We start from the raw sequence: 17,290 nt of genomic DNA on the forward strand, positions 1-17,290 counted from the left end.
ACCGGTCAGTACGACGTGGCCGTCACCGACTACGCCGTGCGTGTCTCCCAGATCAACAACGCCGGCGGCCCGGGTGTGAAGGAGGCGTCCAAGGTCGCCCTGGCCAACGGCAAGGGCAAGGTGCTCGCCGCTTCATCAGCAATGGCCAGTATGCGGCGCTGAACTCCGACGAGCAGGTCGTCGCCTCCAAGCTCGTCAACAACGGCGGCGCCGAGATGAAGGCCGCGGCCAAAATCGCCCTGGCCGATTCCGCTGACGAGCTGCACGAATTTGTCCAGGTCGGCCAGTACATGGCCGACCGCAAGGACAAACTCGCCAGCACCCACATCGCCCAGATGCAACGTCTGATCGCCGAAGCCTCCGGCGTAGCGGCCAAGGCCAGGCACAACAGCTGGAAGGCAGCAGAAGCCGCCGCCAAGGCTATCGACGCCAAGGATGACGCCGCCAAGGCCGCGGACGGGGCGAAGAAGTCCGCCAACCTCGCCAAACAGTACGCCGATGACGCCGGCAAGGCCGCCACCAGCGCAGAGAACAGCGCCGCCCAGGCAGCCAACTCTGCCAAGAGCGCACGCAGCGCGGCCAACGCCGCCGACCGCGACGCCGACGACGCCGAAACCTCCGCAGCCCAGGCGGAGTTCTCTGCCAACTACGCGCGCAACTCTGCCTACCTCGCCACTTCGGCAGCCGACGACGCCCGTGCCTCTCCACTCGATGCCGGCAAGAGCGCCAAGGAAGCCAACACCCTCGCCAGCCAGGCATGGACGGAGGTGAAGAAGAAGCGTGAGAGCGAGGTAGCCGAAGCACGCCGCAAAGCAGAAGAAGCCCGCAAGCAGCAGGAGAAGCAGAAGGCCAAGAAGCCGCACTGCGTCTCGCACACCGGCAACGAGATAGCCGGGCTCCTGCCCTGTGTCCTCTCGGGCGGCGACGTCACTCCGGTCATCGACCCCACCCTGACCGCCGTGGTATAGGGAATTAGAGGCAACCTCAGTCCTCTTCGACGAGCTTCAGTCGTTCTTCGCGGAGCGAGAGAGTTCTGGAACGAATTAGCCCGGCGAGATGGTGATTGCAGGCTCTCCGCCCGAAGAGGTACCGCCGGGCGGAGAGCCTGCAGTGCTTTCGGCAGACCCTCTTGCCGGGCAGGGAAGCTCATCTCCTGACCACCACCCGTTGCGTTGCCGCTGCCGTCTCACCCGCTGGGCTAGCTGGGGGCAGGACGCACGGAGTTGGGTTACGACCGTCTGGTCGCGTTGCGAAAGCAGTGAGCGTTCGGCATTGGATGGTCCGGGCGCACCCGGCCGGCGGGGCGTGTCCCGATAGGGGCCTGCCGACCCATCAGGCGTTGTCACAGTTCTGACCGTCCGCGCGGTCCGGTGCCAGCCACTTGGAACCGCCATGTGGTCGAGAGGCGAATGTCCATGGCCTGTACGCCCAGCACCCCACGCACCGGCTGGCGTTCGCCTGGTGGGGAGGTTGTCCTCGGTGTGGACACGCACCGCGATGTTCATGCCGTCGCGGTGGTCTCCTCGCTTGGACACGTAGCCCTTGTCGCCGACTACGGTCTGTCCGGGGCGGGTGGCCAGCAGGTAGGGGTCCTGGGTGAGCATGCCGGTCAGGACGTCGCGTTCGCCTGCTTTCGGGTTGGCCAGGGCCAAGGTGATGGGCAGGCCGCCGGGTGTGCACATCAGATGGAGGCGCAGGCCCCAAGGAGAAGCGCGAGTGCGAGGGCAGTAGGAGTAGGCAGCCCAGCCGGCGAGGTCGGAGCGTTTGACGGTGGGCCGTGAGCGGGGGCATTTCCACGGGTGTGGCGTCCACGATCCACACGTCGGCGTGCCACAGATCGGTGTCCCGGGCGAGGGCACGGATGATTCGGCTGAGTACCGTGTTAGCGGCCCATAGGCGCTTGTTGTAGCCGGACTGCCCGGGCAGGTAGGGGAACTCGGCGGCCAGATGACGCCCGGCATGCGCGCGGGCAAGTCGTGGTTGCAAGCCGCTCGCGCGTGGATGGGCGGGTACTCCCCGGCGGTTCCGTCCCAAACTCAACTGGACGGCGTGACCGGGGACCACATGCCGAGCCACTGCTCGGCGCCCCATGCCTCGAACCGCTCTACCTCAGTGAACCCCAGCTTTGCCGCGAGACGCATCGAGCCGACGTTGGCGGTCTGGGTGGTGAGCACCACCGGCTCACCGGGAAGCGCACCGGCGAGCCAGCCGAGTGCCGCCGCGCACGCCTCGGCGGCGTACCCGAATCCCCACGCCCGCGGCAGGAACAGGTAGCCGAGGTCGGCCTTCCCCGCGGCAGCCGGGCGATGGTGCCCCGTTGCTCTCCTGAGCAGGATCTGGCCGATCATCGACCCGTCGAGATCAACGACGAAGCTCCCGGGCCACCGCTCGGGCGCCCCGGACATCTCGCGCTCAAGCTCGTCACGCGGCCGGGGGCCGCCGAGGTAGGTGTGGACCTCTGGCGAGGCGAGCAGCTCGATGAACGCCGCACGGTCCCGGGGCTCGGGCCCACGGAGCACGAGCCGCTCGGTCCTGATCGGCTCAGGCGGCCAAGCCACGGGGCCCAGATCCTCCATCCGCGCACGCTAACAGGTGGTCAAACCAACCGAACGGGAAACGCTTCACTCCACCTAGATCCGAACCCAAACAGCACCTAGCGGCCGGCCACGGAGCCTCCGCAAAATCCCGTTGGCGGACCACGGCGACCACTGCTAATTTTCCGGAGGCCGTGCGAGAGAACGAGGAGGTGGTACCCGTGAACGCAGTATCGACATGGGTGCTCCCCTCCGGGGTCACGGTCGGACGATAGGTCGTCCGGGAGCGCCGTTCACGAGCACTCCCGAAAGGCACGACCATGCGATTCACTTCCGAACAGCGCCTCGACGACGGCGTCCTCGAACGCGAATTCACCCTCGGTGAGATCCCCGGCGTCCTGTGGACGCCTGGATCCGCACCGGCCCCGCTGATCCTGATCGGCCACAACGGCGGCTTGCACAAGCGGCACCCGCGGCTGGTGGCCCGGGCCCGGCACTACGCGGCGGAGTACGGCTTCGCTGCGGCCGCCATCGACGCTCCCGGGCACGGTGCCCGGCCCCGTTCCGCCGTCGATGAGCAGGCCCGCGCCGACCTGCGCCGGGCGATGCAGGCTGGCGAGCCGGTCGACGAGATCGTCGACGCCTTCCTCGTCCCGCTGGTCGAAAGGGCGGTCCCGGAATGGCGGACCACCCTGGACGCCCTCCTTGAGCTGCCCGAGATCGGCGGCCCGGTCGGGTACGAGGGGATGACCGCCATCGGCACTCGGCTGGCGACGGTCGAGCCGCGCATCTCGGCCGCCGTTTTCTTTGCCGGGGGTTTCGTGCCCGGCACCCTGCGCGAGGCGGCCCGGCAGGTCACCATTCCGCTGCAGTTCCTGTTGCAGTGGGACGACGAAGGGATGGAACGGCAGCCGACCCTGGACCTGTTCGACGCCTTCGGCACCAGGGAGAAGACGCTGCACGCCAATCTGGGCGGGCACGCCGGTACCCCGTGGTTCGAGGTGGACGACGCGGCCCGGTTCCTCGCCCGGCACCTGAAGTGAGGCCGGGCCGTCACGCCAGCAGCAGACGATAGGCGGTGTCGGCCAGGATGCCGCTCATCGAGGACAGGTCCCCGCCGCCGAAGCCATGCGCGACGGCATCCGGAAGGAGACCCTCGGGGCTCCGGCCGCCACCGGCATGCTCCGCCCCTGCCGTCGGGGCGGGGGCGGTGCCGCCGTTCCCTTGTCGCCCGTGCGCCGGTGGCGGCCTGCCGAGGTGTCACCTCACTTCGCGAGGAGTGACTCTCATCAGGAGGTTGGCGGGGTGGTTGGTAGATGTCATGACTCCCCGTACCTGCACCCCTGGGAGCGGCTCCAGACGCCACCGGCGCGCCAGGGCCGCGACCACCGTGGTCATTTCCGCGCGCGCGAACGATTCACCGATACACCTGTGCCTTCCGGCGCCGAAGGGAAGGAACGCGCCGCGGGGAGCGGCCTTCTGCCCGGGCAGCCAGCGGTCGGGATTAAACCTCAGGGGGTCGGGGAAGTGGTGCGGGTTCCGGTGCAGGACGAGGGCGCTGAACATGAACTCGGCACCTGGGGGAAACCGGTAGCCCGCGAGTTCGACCTCCGTGGTCGCTCGTCGCATCGTGACGCCTCCGGGGTTGCGCACGCGCAGCGCCTCGTCCACCACCCGCCGCGTGTATGGGAGATGGCCGAGGTGTGCGAACGAAGGCGTCTCTCCGCTCCTCGTCAGCAGCTCCTCGTGGAGTTCCCGGTCGACGGCGGGGTGCCGGCCCAGCTCGTGGAAGAGCCAAGCCAGCCCGCCTGCCGCTGTCTCCGTCCCGGCGACCAGCAGTGTGATGAGTTCGTCGTAGACCTGTTGGTCGGTCATGGTCTTTCCGCTGTCGGCGTCCTGGGCCTGCAGGAGCATCGACAGCAGGTCCGGCTGCTCGGCGGGGAGGCCGGTGCGCCGGGTGCGGATGAGGTGGTCGATGGCCCGGCGCAGCCGGTCGTGTGCGGCCGCGAGGCGGCGGTTGCCAGGAGTGGGGAGCTTCTGCCAAAGGCCGGTCGGATCGATGGCCCGGTTGTACACGCCGCGGAGCACGACGGGCACGTCGTGGCGGATGTCCGCGGCCATGTGCTCGTCGAGTGCGGTCGAGAACAGCGTGGAGGTGACGATGGCGAGGGAGAGGTCAAACATCTCCTGGGTGACGTCGACGACCTGTCCGGCCTGCCAGGAGCCGACTCGTTCGTCGGCCAGTCGCGCCATGGCTCGCACGTAGTGATCGATCTGCCGGTGATGGAAGGCCGGCTGCATCAGGCGCCGCTGGCGGAGGTGGAAGGGCCCTTCGGAGGTGGCGAGGCCCTCGCCGAGGTAGTCGCGGAGCTTCTCGAAGGAGCGGCCCTTCGCGAAGTGGCCGGCGTCGGCGACCATCACGCGGTCGACGACCTCCGGTCCGGCGAGGACGTAGGTCGGTGTGGGGCCCAGGTAGACGGCCACGATCTGGTCGTACGCGGTGAGGGAATCGAGGAATTCCAGGGGGCGCCGCCACATTTCGAGTGCATGGCCGATCAACGGAAGGCGTCCGGGAGCGGTGGGAGGAGTCGTGAGGCGAGCTGCGGTGGCCATATGTGCCTTCCTTTGGCCGCGGGCCCGTGCCTGCCCGGCAACCGAGTAGTACTCCTCGGGACGTTACGGACCGGTGATGCGGGTGCAGGCGTTCGGGACACACCGGGAACCACCCGCCCGGCGACGTCCCCGCAGGTCGAGCAGTGCATGCATCACGGAAGGTAGCGCCATGGACACTCAGGGCGATACCTGGATCTCGGTCAGTCGAGGGCGCCGGGGGCTGGAATCAGCCTGCGGCGTGTCTCGGATGGGTGAATCCGGGAACCTGGCCGCTCCCGGATTCCGGTAGGACCGTTGGGCTGGGCGGATAGCCGGATGATCGCTCTTCGGGCGTCCCCTGCTCATTTCCGTACACGTGCTTGAGGAGACGGCCCCTTGGCTACCGCTGATCTTCCTGGTCCTGATTCGCTGCTGCGCCGCACGCTGGGGGAGTGGCGGATCGGGTTGGTGGCGTGGCGGCTGCTGGTTCTGCAGACCGCGGATCCGGCGGTCGCCGCCGGCATGGCCAACTTCTCCACCTACCGCGCGCACCCGTGGCGGCGTATCGAGCACACCATGGACAGCGGGAAGCGGCTGTTCTTCTCCGACCGTGAAGGGCTACGCCGTGAGGTTGCCCGTCTGGAGCGCACGCACCGCCGTCTGGCCGGGACCGACGAGCAGGGCAGGCCGTTCACAGCGTTGGACCCGGCGGTGCGGGTGTGGGTACTGGTCACCTTGTACGAGTGCATGACGGCGATGCGGGAACTGTCCGGGCGCCCGCTGGCGCCGCCTGAACTGGATCAGATGTACGGAGAATTCCGTGCGGTGTGTACCGAGTTCGGCCTCTCCGACGACCTGCTCCCGGCCACGGCCGCGGACGTGCCCGCGTATATGGACCGCACGATCCGCGAGCGCCTCGAATACAGCGAACCCGTGCGCTACCTGCTCTTCGACATGCTCCGTGAAGCACCCGCACCCCGCCGCCTCGGCCACCTGAAGCCGGCCTGGCCGCTTGTGCGCACGGTCGCCGCCCACGTGATCGGTGCGCTGACCATCGCGGACCTGCCGGAAGCCCTCCGCGAGCGCTTCAACTTGCCCCGCACCCGCCGCGCGGCCCTGCTGTCCTTCGTCCTGCACCGTGGCATGCGCGTGCTGATGAATGCGCTGCCCGAGCACCGCCGCTACCGCACCCCACTGGTGGGCAACTCCTCGACTTCGCAGCCTCCCACCGCCTCCACCGACCGTCTTTCCCCGCCGGAGGCAAGCCCTGTCCGGCTTCCCGCACCACGCCGCCGCAAGGGTGCCGATTCCCGCCCGGCGCGTCTGCGGACCTTCTTCCGCCAGGTCCTCGACCAGACCGGCGACGGCCGCATCAGCTCGGCCGATCTGCAGGCCATGGCGCACAACGTGTGCTGGCCGCTCGAACTCACCCCTGAGCGCGAAGCCCGCGTCTATGCCGCCTTCGAGACCTGGTGGCAGCACCTGCGGACTGGCATGGATGCTGACGACGACGGACAGGTGACCTGCGAGGAGTTCGTCACCGCCATGCTCACCGGGATCGACGCCGGGCCGGCCTATCTCGAGCAGGGGTTGCACGTCGCGGTGCGGGCGGTCTTCCACGCTGCGGACACTGACGGCAGCGGACACCTGTGCGCCGATGAGTACCGCACGATCTTCGGCGGCTCCCGGGTCCACCCCGCCGAACTCAACCACGGCTTCCGCCAGCTCGACCACGATGGAGACGGCCGCATCACCGAAGAGGAATTCGTCCAGGCCTTCACCGACTACTTCACCGCCCGCACCGACAACACGGCCGGCAGTCAACTCCTCGGACGCCCATAGCTGCCGATGCGGGCGTGGCACCGGACGGCCGACTGTTCCGGAACATGGCGGCAATTATGTAGACGCCTCGGCGTATGGCACGACGTGGGCGCGGGCGAGGAAAGGCGCCCTGACTCGGACGGAGCGGGCCTCCGGCCTGGCCAAGCGGCCCTACGACCTTCGCCACGCCGGGATCTCCTTCTGGCTGTACTCCGGTGTGGACCCAGCCGAGTGTGCTCGGCGTGCGGGCCAGAGCATCGAGGTCCTCTTCCGCCACTATGCCAAGTTCCTGGACGGCGTCCGGGAGCAGGCCAATCGTCTCATCGAGCAGTCCATGCAGGAGTGGGACCGCGTCAGCCAGGGCGCGGCGCCCGCTGGGTAAGTGTGCCGTTTGGTCCGTGACCGGTCCGGGAGCGCTGGTCAGGATCGGGATACCGGTGGGGAGAAACTGGGAGGTATAGCCTCTATCGGCGTTCGCTCCAGGCAGGCCGAGCGAAAGGCGCCCGAGTGGAAAGGCCAGGTCAGGCGCCTTTCTTCGTGGCTTAGAAGAACCCCAGCTTCTTCGGCGAGTAGCTCACCAGCAGGTTCTTCGTCTGCTGATAGTGGTCCAGCATCATCTTGTGGGTTTCCCTGCCGATTCCGGACTGCTTGTAGCCGCCGAAGGCGGCGTGGGCCGGGTAGGCGTGGTAGCAGTTGGTCCATACGCGGCCGGCCTGGATGGCGCGGCCCGCGCGGTAGGCGGTGGAGCCGTCGCGGGTCCAGACGCCGGCGCCCAGGCCGTACAGGGTGTCGTTGGCGATGCCGATGGCGTCCTCGAAGTCGGAGAACGGGGCCACGGCCACCACGGGGCCGAAGATCTCCTCCTGGAAGACCCGCATGCCGTTGTTGCCCTCGAAGATGGTCGGCCGGACGTAGTAGCCGCCCTCCAACTCGCCGCCCAGTTCGGCCCGGGAGCCGCCGGTCAGGATGCGGGCGCCCTCCTTCTGGCCGATGTCCAGGTAGGAGAGGATCTTCTCCAGCTGGTCGTTGGAGGCCTGGGCGCCGATCATCGTGTCGGTGTCCAGCGGGTGTCCCTGGACGATCTTCTCGGTACGGGCCACCCCGGCCGCCAGGAAGTCGTCGTAGTGCCCGCCCTGGATCAGCGCCCGGGACGGGCAGGTGCACACCTCGCCCTGGTTGAGGGCGAACATGGTGAAGCCTTCCAGCGCCTTGTCGTGGAAGTCGTCCGCCTTCGACGAGACGTCGTCGAAGAAGATGTTGGGGCTCTTGCCGCCCAGTTCGAGCGTCACCGGCCGCAGATGCTCGGACGCGTACTGCATGATGAGGCGGCCGGTGGTGGTCTCGCCGGTGAAGGCGACCTTCGCGACCCGGGGACTGGAGGCCAGCGGCTTTCCGGCCTCCGCGCCGAAGCCGTTGACGATGTTGACCACGCCCGGCGGCAGCAGATCGGCGATCAGGCTCATCCAGAAGTGCACCGAAACGGGGGTCTGTTCGGCCGGCTTGAGGACCACGGCGTTGCCGGCGGCCAGCGCGGGGGCGAGCTTCCAGGTCGCCATCAGGATCGGGAAGTTCCAGGGGATGATCTGGGCGACCACCCCGAGCGGTTCGTGGAAGTGGTAGGCCACGGTGTCCCCGTCGATCTCCGACAGGGAGCCTTCCTGCGCGCGGATGGCGCCCGCGAAGTAGCGGAAGTGGTCGATGGCGAGCGGGATGTCGGCGGCCAGGGACTCCCGTACGGGCTTGCCGTTCTCCCAGCTCTCCGCGACCGCCAGCTGCTCCAGGTTCTGCTCCATCCGGTCGGCGATCTTGTTGAGGACGGCGGCGCGTTCGGCGGCGGGGGTGCGGGCCCAGCCGGGCGCGGCCGCGTGGGCGGCGTCGAGGGCCCGCTCGACGTCCTCGGCCGTGCCCCGGGCGACCTCCGTGAACGGCTGCCCGTTGACCGGCGTCGGATTCTCGAAGTACCGGCCCAGCGCCGGCGCGACGAACTCGCCGCCGATCCAGTGGTCGTAGCGGGGCAGGTAGCTCATGACGGCGTCGGCGGAACCCGGGCTGGCGTAACGGGCCATGGGGCGGCCTCCCAATCGCTCTCGGCGCGGTGCCCGCCACTCCCTGCGACGGGCGATGTGCGCAGGCTAGGGCCGCGGAGGTTGCGGGAAGGTTGCGACGCGCACGGGAACGGGGGCCTTTGCTCCGGCCCGGGAATCGCCGGTCAGGCCGTATGCGGCGCGCAGCCGGTCGGCCGCGGCCATCGGTGCGGCGCGGGCCGGGGAGCGCTCCGGCAGGGCGTCCACCAGGGCTTCCCAGATCGTCAGGTCGTCCTCGCCCCAGGGGGTGCGTGACCACTCGCGGAGCAGACCGGGGTCGTGCGCGCCGAGCACCGCGCACCGTGTCCGGTCCTCCAGCGCGCCGCGCAGCCGCTGGATGCCCGGTGCCTCCGACAGCGGCAGCAGCGGACCGCGGTAAGCGGCCAGCGCGGAGTGCACCTCGTCGGCCGCCAACGCCTCCTCGACCGTGCGCACATCGGTCTCGACGGGCCGGCTGAGCCGGTACGGACGGGAGTGCAGCAGGGTGCCGACGAGCTGCCGCAGCCGGGACAGCTCGGCCCGCAGCGTCACCGGGCGCACCGCGCGCTCGCCGTACAGCAGCACCGAGAGCTGATCGCCCGTGAGCCCCTCGGGGTGCTCGGCCAGCAGCACCAGGATCTCGCTGTGCCGCCGGCCGAGCCGCAGCCGCTCGCCGTCCACGACCAGCAGCGCCTCGTCCCGGCCGAGCGCCGACAGACACACGCCCCACTCCGGTACGCCGGCGGCGAGATGAGCCTCCGCGGCGCGTGCGGTGGCCTGCACCAGGGCCAGGCTGTGCGGGCTCGCCAGATGGTCGCCGCCGGTGATGTCCACCGCGCCCAGCAGCCGCCCGGTCCGCGGATCGTGCAGGGGAGCGGCCGCGCAGGTCCAGCGCTGCACCTGCCGGTTGTAGTGTTCGGCGGCGAAGATCTGGACGGCGTGATCGGCGGCGAGGGCGGTGCCCGGGGCGTTGGTGCCGGCGTGCCGCTCGTCCCAGCGGGCGCCGACGACGAAGTTCATCCGCTCGGCGCTGCGCCGCACCCCGCGGTGCCCCTCCACCCACAGCAGCCGTCCCTGCGGATCGCAGACGGCCAGCAGATGGGCGCCGTCCTGCGCGAAGCTCCCCAGCAGCTCCCGGAAGACGGGCATGGCGCGGGCGAGCGGATGCCCGTCCCGGTAGGCGCCCAGCGCGGGCTCGTCCAGCTCGATGGGTGCGGCGCCGTCCGCTGCGGCGTGGGCGTCCGCGGAGCGGCGCCAGGAGTCGGCGACCACTCGGCGCACCGGCGGTGCGACGGTGCCGTCGGCCAGGAAGGCCGCATGGGCCCGGCGCACCGTGCGGGTGCGCTCCACCGGATCGGCACCGGCCTCCATCGCCAGCCAAGGGTTGACCACGTGACACCTCTCCGATGCGGCTCCTGCTCCCAGGATCTGTCGTCGAACTCCCGCCTGCCGCGCGGCGCCCGGCAACGACAGGTCCTTGGGCCGATGGTGCTCGTACGGAGCCCAGCCGTAAACCCCACGGGGGCGCGCACGCCGGGCTCGCGCACCGCCCGTCGGTGATCGCCCGGGCGCCTGTCGTGGTGGTCGGTGGCCGGTGGCCGGTGGCCGGTGGCCGGTGCCGCCCCACCGCCCTTCTCCCGGCCCGCGCTGGGCTCCCTCCGGGGCGCCGCCGCGCGGCCGTTCCGTACGCGGCGGCCGGGCGGATACGGCGGCCGGGCGGGAGACACCGCCTCCCGCCCGGCCGGTTCGTGTCGTCTCCGTGCTACCTGATCGCCTTGATCAGCTCGCCGCTCGCGGTGTCGCCGCTCAGTTCCCAGAAGAACGTGCCGCCCAGGCCCTGGGCGTCCTTGAAGGCCATCTTGCTGCCGATGGTCTGCGGGGTGTCATAGCTCCACCACTGGTCGCCGCACTTGGCGTAGGCGGTGCCGCCCACCGTGCCGGTGGCCGGGCAGCGGGTCTTGAGCACCTTGTAGTCGTCGATGCCGGCCTCGTACTTGCCCGGTGCCGCACCGGTCGCCGTGCCGCCCGGAGCGTCCTGGGTGACGCCTGACCAGCCGCGGCCGTAGAAGCCGATGCCCAGCAGCAGCTTGGCCGCCGGCACGCCGAGGCTCTTGAGCTTGGTGACGGTGTCGGTGGTGTTGAAGCCGGCCTTCGGAATGCCGTGGTACGAGGTGAGCGGGGAGTGCGGGGCCGTCGGGCCCTTGGCGTCCCAGGCGCCGAAGTAGTCGTAGGTCATCGGGTTGTACCAGTCGACGTACTGGGCCGCGCCCGCGTAGTCGGCGGCGTCCATCTTCCCGCCGGCCGAGGCGTCCGCGGTGATCGCCGCGGTCACCAGATCGTTCCGGCCGAACTTCGACCGCAGCGCCCGCATGACCCCGGTGAAGGCGTCCTTGCCGCTGGTGTCGCAGGTCAGGCCGCAGGCGTTGGGATATTCCCAGTCGATGTCGATGCCGTCGAAGACATCCGACCAGCGCTTGTCCTCGACCAGGTCCAGGCAGGACTGGGCGAACGCGTCGGGGTTCTTGGCGGCCTCGGTGAAGCCGCCCGACCAGGTCCAGCCGCCGAACGACCAGATCACCTTCAGGCCCGGGTGCAGCTTCTTGAGCTTGCGCAGCTGGTTGAAGTTGCCGCGCAGGGCGCCGTTGTCCCAGGTGTCCGCGGTGCCGTCGACGCTCTGGTCGGCGGTGTACGCCTTGTCGTAGTCGGCGTAGGAGTCACCGATGGCGCACTTGCCGCCCTGGACATTGCCGAAGGCGTAGTTGATGTGGGTCAGCTTGGCCGCCGACCCCGAGGTCTCGATGTTCTTGACGTGGTAATTGCGGTCGTAGACACCCCAGTTGGTGAAGTATCCGACGACCTTGTTGCCCGCGGCGGCCGGTGCCGTCCCGGTCGCCGCGGCCGTGGACGGGTGGTGCGCGGTGCGGGCGCCGGTGGGGACGGCGGAGGCGGGTCCGGCGAGCAGGGTGCCGGACAGCGCCGCCGTACACAGCGCGGTGGCGGCGGCGATCAGTCTGCGTGGGGCGATCAGTCTGTGTGGGGAGTGCGTCCGGGGCGGTCTGAGCATGTCGTCTCTCCTCGGAGGGGGCGAGGGATGGTGCCTGACCTGACCTGCGTTCCGAATTGGCATGAACGCGTTGAACATGGCAGGAAAGGTAGAAGGACTAGACCAGTGCGTCAATGGTTCGGACCAATTTCCCGGCCGCGGGGAACGAGGCCCGATCCCCGCGGCCGGTGATGATCAACCCGTGACGCGGAGCCTCCGATCGGGCATACTCCTAGCGCCACAGTCGCAGGTCATCGCCTTCCGAGACCCGGAAAGCGATCATCGGACCGGCATTATGGAAACCGGCGCCGCCGCCCACCCCGCGCGCGTGTCGCCGCAGCGCCCGACAGGGAGGAGAGCGCCGCCATGACCGAGTACGGCCCCCGGCCGGTGGACCGCAGGTTGCCCACGGAGGAAGCCCGCGATCTGCTGACACTCGTACGCGAGCTCGCCGAGCGCGAGATCAGGCCCACGGCGGGCGAGGAAGAGGAGGCCGGCCGCTTCCCGCGCGAGACCTTCACCCTGCTGTCGGAGTCCGGTCTGCTCTCGCTGCCCTACGACGAGGAATTCGGCGGCGGTGGCCAGCCCTACGAGGTCTACCTCCAGGTCGTGGAGGAACTCGCCGCCGCCCGGCTCACCGTCGGCCTCGGCGTCAGCGTGCACACCCTCGCGTGTCATGCCCTGGCCGGATTCGGCACCAAGGAGCAGCGCGCCGAGCACCTTCCGGACATGCTCGGCGGCGGCCTCCTCGGGGCGTACTGCCTCTCCGAGCCCTCCTCGGGCTCCGACGCCGCGTCCCTGACCACCCGGGCCACCCGGGACGGGGACACCTGGACCCTGGAGGGCACCAAGGCCTGGACCACCCACGGCGGTGTGGCCGACTTCTACACCGTGCTGGCCCGTACCGGCGGCAGCGGCGCCCATGGCATCACCGCCTTCCTGGTCCCCGGCGACGCCGAGGGGCTGAGCGCCGCGGCGCCCGAGCGCAAGATGGGCATGAAGGGCTCCCCGACGGCCCAGCTGCACTTCGACGCCGTCCGCGTCCCCGACGCCCGCCGCCTCGGGGACGAGGGCCAGGGGTTCGCCATCGCGCTGTCCGCCCTGGATTCCGGGCGCCTGGGCATCGCGGCCTGTGCCGTCGGCGTCGCCCAGGCGGCGCTGGACGAGGCGCTCGCGTACACCGCCGAACGGCAGCAATTCGGGCGCCCGATCCTCGACTTCCAGGGTCTGCGCTTCATGCTCGCCGACATGGCCACCCAGATCGAGGCGGGCCGCGCGCTCTACCTCACCGCCGCCCGGCTGCGCGACGCCGGTCTGCCGTTCTCCAAGGAGGCGGCGATGGCCAAGCTGTTCTGCACGGACACCGCGATGCGGGTGACCACCGACGCCGTCCAGCTCCTCGGCGGCTACGGCTACACCCTCGACTTCCCGGCCGAGCGCTATATGCGCGAGGCCAAGGTCCTGCAGATCGTCGAGGGCACCAACCAGATCCAGCGGATGGTCATCGCCAGGCATCTCGCGGGGCCGGAAACGCGCTGAGGGGGAGCCGGGGGCGGGCCGGGGGTGACCCCGGCCCGCCCCCGCGTCCCGCGATCTGCACCGCACCCGCACCCTTCCGGGGGCCTGGCCGTCCGCTCCTACCTGACGTACCGTCAACTCCCGCTGCGGGGGCTGACGTTCCTGCGGCGTTCCGCCGACCGCGCGCCCAGGAGGAGACCGTGCCCGACCGCCCGATCGCGCTCGACGAGTACCCGATCCACCAGGTCCCGCTGTCCATGCGGCATGTCGCCACCGGTGACCGCAACGCCTACGACCGTTGCATCTTCCACGTCATGGATCACTCCGGCCGCGCCCTGCTGATCGCCGGCCTCGGGGTCTATCCCAACGCCGGCGTCATCGACGCCTACGCCACCCTTCGCCTCGGCGACCGGCTGCACGCCGTACGGGCCTCCGACGCGCTCACCGACGACCGCCTCGCGCTCACCGTCGGCCCGCTCACCATCACCGTCGAGGAGCCGCTGGCCCGCCTCCGGCTGACCTGCGCCGCGGACCCCGACGATCCGGACGGCCTGGAGTACGACCTGACCTGGTCCGCGGCGTTCCCGGCCACGTGGGAGCCGCACCACACCCAGTACCGCGGCGACCGGCTGACGCTCGAAGGCCGGCGGTTCGTCCAGGCCGGCACCTGCACCGGGCGTATCCGCGTCGCGGGTGAGGAGCTCGCCGTCACGGCGGGGGAGTGGACCGGCACCCGCGACCGCAGCTGGGGGGTGCGCCCGATACCGGGCGAGGACGGCGGGCGGGCCGCCGAGGAATGGCGGCCCGAGGGCTTCCACTGGATCTGGTGCCCGGTGCGCTTCGACGACCGCTTCGTGATGGTCATCGTCCAGGAGGACGCCGACGGGCACCGCACCCTGAACGAGGCGGTCTCGGTCCGCGGCGACGGCGCCCGCGACGTCCAACTCGGCTGGCCGCACACCGACATCAGCTACCGCCCCGGCACCCGGCGCCCCGAACGCGCCGTCATCCACCTCACCGGTCCCGACCGCACGCCCCACGAACTGACCGCCGAGATCCTCACCTCCTCACCGCTTGCCGTGGGCGCCGGCTACCTCCCCGCCGACGACTGGCAGCACGGCACCTGGCGCGGCCGCGGCTGGACCGACCGCCGCAGCTACGACCTCTCCGACCCGGCCGCACACCCGCTCGCCGCATACGGCGTCACCGACCACGCCGCCCGCTTCACCCTGGACGGCCGGACCGGTCACGGCATCTTCGAACACGGCAGCTTCGGCCGGCACGATCCCAGCTGCTTCACCGGCTATGACTCCGTCGCGGGGGAGGCCGGGCGATGACGGACCACCCGCTGCCCGCCGGCTCGGACCCCGGCCGCGCCGCCGCCCCGGCCGCGGCGCGCCCCCGCACCACCACCCGCGACCCCGAGGTGCTCACCCGCCGTCTCACCGTCTGGCTCGGCACCCGGCTCCCCGGCGCCCGCGCCCTGGCCGCGACCGTCCCGGACGCCAACGGGATGTCCAGCGAGACCCTGCTCTTCGACATCGACCACCCCGAGCCGCCGGAGACCGCCTGCGCGCTGCGCCTCGCCGCCGACCCCGCCGCGTACTGCATCTTCCCGCGGTACGACATGGCACGGCAGTACCGCACCATGCGCCTGGTCGCCGCCCATACGGACGTCCCCGTGCCCCGCACCCTCTGGCTCGAAGAGGACCCGGCGCACCTCGGTGCACCCTTCTTCGTCATGTCCCGCGCCGCCGGCCGGGTCCCGCCGGACGTCATGCCCTATACGTACGAGGGGAATTGGCTCCATGACGCCACCGACGCCCAGCGCGACCGGCTGGAAGCCACCAGCGTCTCGGTGCTCGCCCGGCTGCACGACCAAGTCCCGCTCGCCGCGGCCGACTTCCTCGCCACGCCGGGCACCGGCAGCGCGCTGCACCGCCATGTCGAGTCCCAACGGGCCTACTACGCATGGGTGGTTGACGGCCGGCCGCGCTCCCCGCTGATCGAGCGAGGCTTCGCCCGGCTCGCCGACCACTGGCCGCCGGATCCCGGTGAGACCGTACTGAGCTGGGGAGACGCCAGAATCGGCAACATCGTCTACGACGGCTTCGAGCCGGCCGGCGTCCTCGACTGGGAAATGGCGGCCCTGGGCCCGCGCGAACTCGACCTGGGCTGGATGGTCTATCTCCACCGCTTCTTCCAGGACCTGGCCGAAGCCGGCGGACAGCGGGGACTGCCCGGCTTCCTGTGCCGTGACCGCGTCGAGAGCCGCTATGCCGAGCTCACCGGGCACCGGCCCCGCAACATGGAATTCCACACTCTCTACGCGGCCCTGCGGCACGCCATCGTCATGCTGCGCGTGGCCTACCGCCGGATCCACTTCGGCGAGGCGCCGGCTCCGGCCGACGCCGATGCGCTGATCCTCCACCGGGACACTCTGGAGGCAATGATCGAGGGCCGCTACTGGTGAGGCCGGAGCGCCCGTACGGACGGGCGCGGAGCGGCACTCAGGCGCGCGGACGCATCCGCGGCACCCGCACCGGCCGGGTGCCCGGGCCGCCGACGTGCGAGAACGGCTGGCGGCGCCAGTCCAGGCCGGCCGGCAGGGTCAGCAGCACGGCCGCGTCCTGCTCCTGAGGGGTGTCCAGGGTGTCCTCGGTCTCCGGGGCCTCGGACACCGCCCGGCCGGAGCCCTGGCACACCGTCAGGCCGAACGGGTTCCACGGCGAGGGGCACCGGGCGTGCTCCGGGAGGATGTCCTCGTCCGCCAGCAGAGCGATCGGCTGGCGGCAGTCGGGGCAGGTCACACGGTAGATCTCATAGGTGTCGAACGGGTCGTCCTCGCTCACGGCGCCGAGACTGTCGCCCTCCTGGGCGCCGGCGTTCGCGGCAGCGGAGTCCTGCTTAAGGCGTCGCATGATGTCCATCCCCCTCGGGTGGGCCGATCGGATCGCTGACTTCCTGTGACGGGCGGTCCTGGCCACCACCAGCAATTCCCTTCATGCCGCGCGCATAATCGCGGGCGCCCGGCGGACACCGGTTCACCCATGTGGCATTGGTCACACAACCCGGCGCGAGGGTGTCCACGAGCCGGCGCGCGATGCGCATCCGCGCCCGCGCACAGTAGGTTGAACGGGTGGAGGAGTTGGACCGACAAATCGTGGAGCTGCTCGTCAAGGACGGGCGGATGAGCTACACCGACCTGGGCAAGGCCACCGGCCTGTCCACCTCGGCGGTGCACCAGCGGGTGCGCCGCCTGGAACAGCGCGGTGTCATACGGGGCTATGCCGCCATCGTGGACCCCGAAGCCGTGGGCCTGCCGCTCACGGCCTTCATCTCGGTCAAACCCTTCGACCCCAGCGCGCCGGACGACATCGCCGACCGCCTCGCCGAGGTGCCCGAGCTGGAGGCCTGCCACAGCGTCGCCGGCGACGAGAACTACATCCTCAAGGTCCGGGTGGCCACCCCGCTGGAGCTGGAGCATCTGCTCACCCGCATCCGCACCCTGGCCGGCGTCTCCACCCGCACCACCGTCGTGCTCTCCACGCCCTACGAGGCCCGCCCGCCGCGTATCTGACCGTTGATCGCCCCCCGCGCGCGGCCCGCCCCCGCGCAGGGGCCAAACTGTCCGGTATGAGCGCGCACGTTCCCGAACCGGCCGGGCAGCACCCCTCCAGCCCGGCCCAGCAGCACCCTTCCCGCCCGGCCGGTTCGGG

At 70.6% G+C, this 17,290-nt stretch carries 15 protein-coding genes and 1 pseudogene; 9 read left to right on the forward strand and 7 right to left on the reverse strand.

Translation table 11 applies throughout. The features are described from left to right. Positions 1-36 precede the first annotated feature (36 nt). Both EST54_RS11640 and EST54_RS11645 read left to right on the forward strand, forming a co-directional pair. Complete coding sequence (locus tag EST54_RS11640) at positions 37-162, forward strand: ALF repeat-containing protein (RefSeq protein WP_161989277.1); 126 nt, start codon at positions 37-39, stop codon at positions 160-162. After that, positions 159-968, forward strand: coding sequence for an ALF repeat-containing protein (locus EST54_RS11645; protein WP_275543264.1), 810 nt, complete (start codon positions 159-161; stop codon positions 966-968). The genes EST54_RS11640 and EST54_RS11645 overlap by 4 nt, the downstream gene beginning before the upstream one ends. Before the next feature lie 549 nt (positions 969-1,517). Here the strand turns inward: EST54_RS11645 and EST54_RS36335 are convergent. Both EST54_RS36335 and EST54_RS11655 read right to left on the reverse strand, forming a co-directional pair. After that, a pseudogene (locus tag EST54_RS36335) lies at positions 1,518-1,977 on the reverse strand (transposase); the annotation flags it as partial. Between the two features lie 59 nt (positions 1,978-2,036). Next, entirely contained in the window at positions 2,037-2,576 is a 540-nt protein-coding gene (locus EST54_RS11655) for a GNAT family N-acetyltransferase (protein ID WP_129247537.1), read from the reverse strand. Positions 2,577-2,854: 278 nt separating this feature from the next. Here EST54_RS11655 and EST54_RS11660 point away from each other — a divergent pair, with 278 nt between their 5' ends. Beyond that, the gene (locus tag EST54_RS11660) at positions 2,855-3,577 is read left to right on the forward strand and encodes a dienelactone hydrolase family protein (protein WP_129247538.1); all 723 of its coding nucleotides are present in this window, start codon (positions 2,855-2,857) and stop codon (positions 3,575-3,577) included. Between the two features lie 217 nt (positions 3,578-3,794). Here the strand turns inward: EST54_RS11660 and EST54_RS11665 are convergent, their stop codons facing one another. Beyond that, positions 3,795-5,147 carry a cytochrome P450 gene (locus EST54_RS11665; protein ID WP_129247539.1) on the reverse strand — a complete coding sequence of 451 codons (1,353 nt, stop codon included), beginning with the start codon at positions 5,145-5,147 and terminating at the stop codon, positions 3,795-3,797. 375 nt (positions 5,148-5,522) lie between these two features. On the opposite strand from EST54_RS11665, the gene EST54_RS11670 reads away from it, so the two are divergent. Both EST54_RS11670 and EST54_RS35360 read left to right on the forward strand, forming a co-directional pair. Next, a complete protein-coding gene (locus EST54_RS11670) occupies positions 5,523-6,968 on the forward strand; it encodes an oxygenase MpaB family protein (RefSeq protein WP_129247540.1) in 1,446 nt (481 codons plus the stop codon). A gap of 196 nt (positions 6,969-7,164) precedes the next feature. Further along, entirely contained in the window at positions 7,165-7,329 is a 165-nt protein-coding gene (locus tag EST54_RS35360; RefSeq protein ID WP_239012626.1) for an integrase, read from the forward strand. A 160-nt stretch (positions 7,330-7,489) separates the two neighbouring features. Here EST54_RS35360 and adh read toward each other — a convergent pair whose 3' ends face one another. From adh to EST54_RS11690, 3 genes are all read right to left on the reverse strand, one after another. Continuing rightward, a complete protein-coding gene (adh, locus tag EST54_RS11680; protein WP_129247541.1) occupies positions 7,490-9,013 on the reverse strand; it encodes an aldehyde dehydrogenase in 1,524 nt (507 codons plus the stop codon). Between the two features lie 66 nt (positions 9,014-9,079). Then, a complete protein-coding gene (locus tag EST54_RS11685) occupies positions 9,080-10,402 on the reverse strand; it encodes a GAF domain-containing protein (protein ID WP_129247542.1) in 1,323 nt (440 codons plus the stop codon). 370 nt (positions 10,403-10,772) lie between these two features. After that, a complete protein-coding gene (locus EST54_RS11690) occupies positions 10,773-12,074 on the reverse strand; it encodes a glycoside hydrolase family 18 protein (RefSeq protein ID WP_129247543.1) in 1,302 nt (433 codons plus the stop codon). A gap of 345 nt (positions 12,075-12,419) precedes the next feature. On the opposite strand from EST54_RS11690, the gene EST54_RS11695 reads away from it, so the two are divergent. From EST54_RS11695 to EST54_RS11705, 3 genes are all read left to right on the forward strand, one after another. After that, positions 12,420-13,592, forward strand: coding sequence for an acyl-CoA dehydrogenase family protein (locus EST54_RS11695; protein ID WP_129247544.1), 1,173 nt, complete (start codon positions 12,420-12,422; stop codon positions 13,590-13,592). Positions 13,593-13,771: 179 nt separating this feature from the next. Further along, entirely contained in the window at positions 13,772-14,908 is a 1,137-nt protein-coding gene (locus tag EST54_RS11700) for a hypothetical protein (RefSeq protein ID WP_129247545.1), read from the forward strand. Further along, entirely contained in the window at positions 14,905-16,044 is a 1,140-nt protein-coding gene (locus tag EST54_RS11705; RefSeq protein WP_129247546.1) for a phosphotransferase family protein, read from the forward strand. The genes EST54_RS11700 and EST54_RS11705 overlap by 4 nt, the downstream gene beginning before the upstream one ends. Positions 16,045-16,081: 37 nt before the next feature. Here EST54_RS11705 and EST54_RS11710 read toward each other — a convergent pair whose 3' ends face one another. Next, on the reverse strand, positions 16,082-16,501 hold the full coding sequence (locus tag EST54_RS11710) for a hypothetical protein (RefSeq protein WP_129247547.1): 420 nt from the start codon (positions 16,499-16,501) through the stop codon (positions 16,082-16,084). A gap of 209 nt (positions 16,502-16,710) precedes the next feature. Between EST54_RS11710 and EST54_RS11715 the strand changes: the two genes are divergently transcribed. Then, on the forward strand, positions 16,711-17,151 hold the full coding sequence (locus EST54_RS11715; RefSeq protein ID WP_003984197.1) for an Lrp/AsnC family transcriptional regulator: 441 nt from the start codon (positions 16,711-16,713) through the stop codon (positions 17,149-17,151). Positions 17,152-17,290: the final 139 nt, after the last annotated feature.

The sequence above is a fragment of the Streptomyces sioyaensis genome (assembly GCF_004122735.1).
Lineage (GTDB): Bacteria > Actinomycetota > Actinomycetes > Streptomycetales > Streptomycetaceae > Streptomyces > Streptomyces sioyaensis.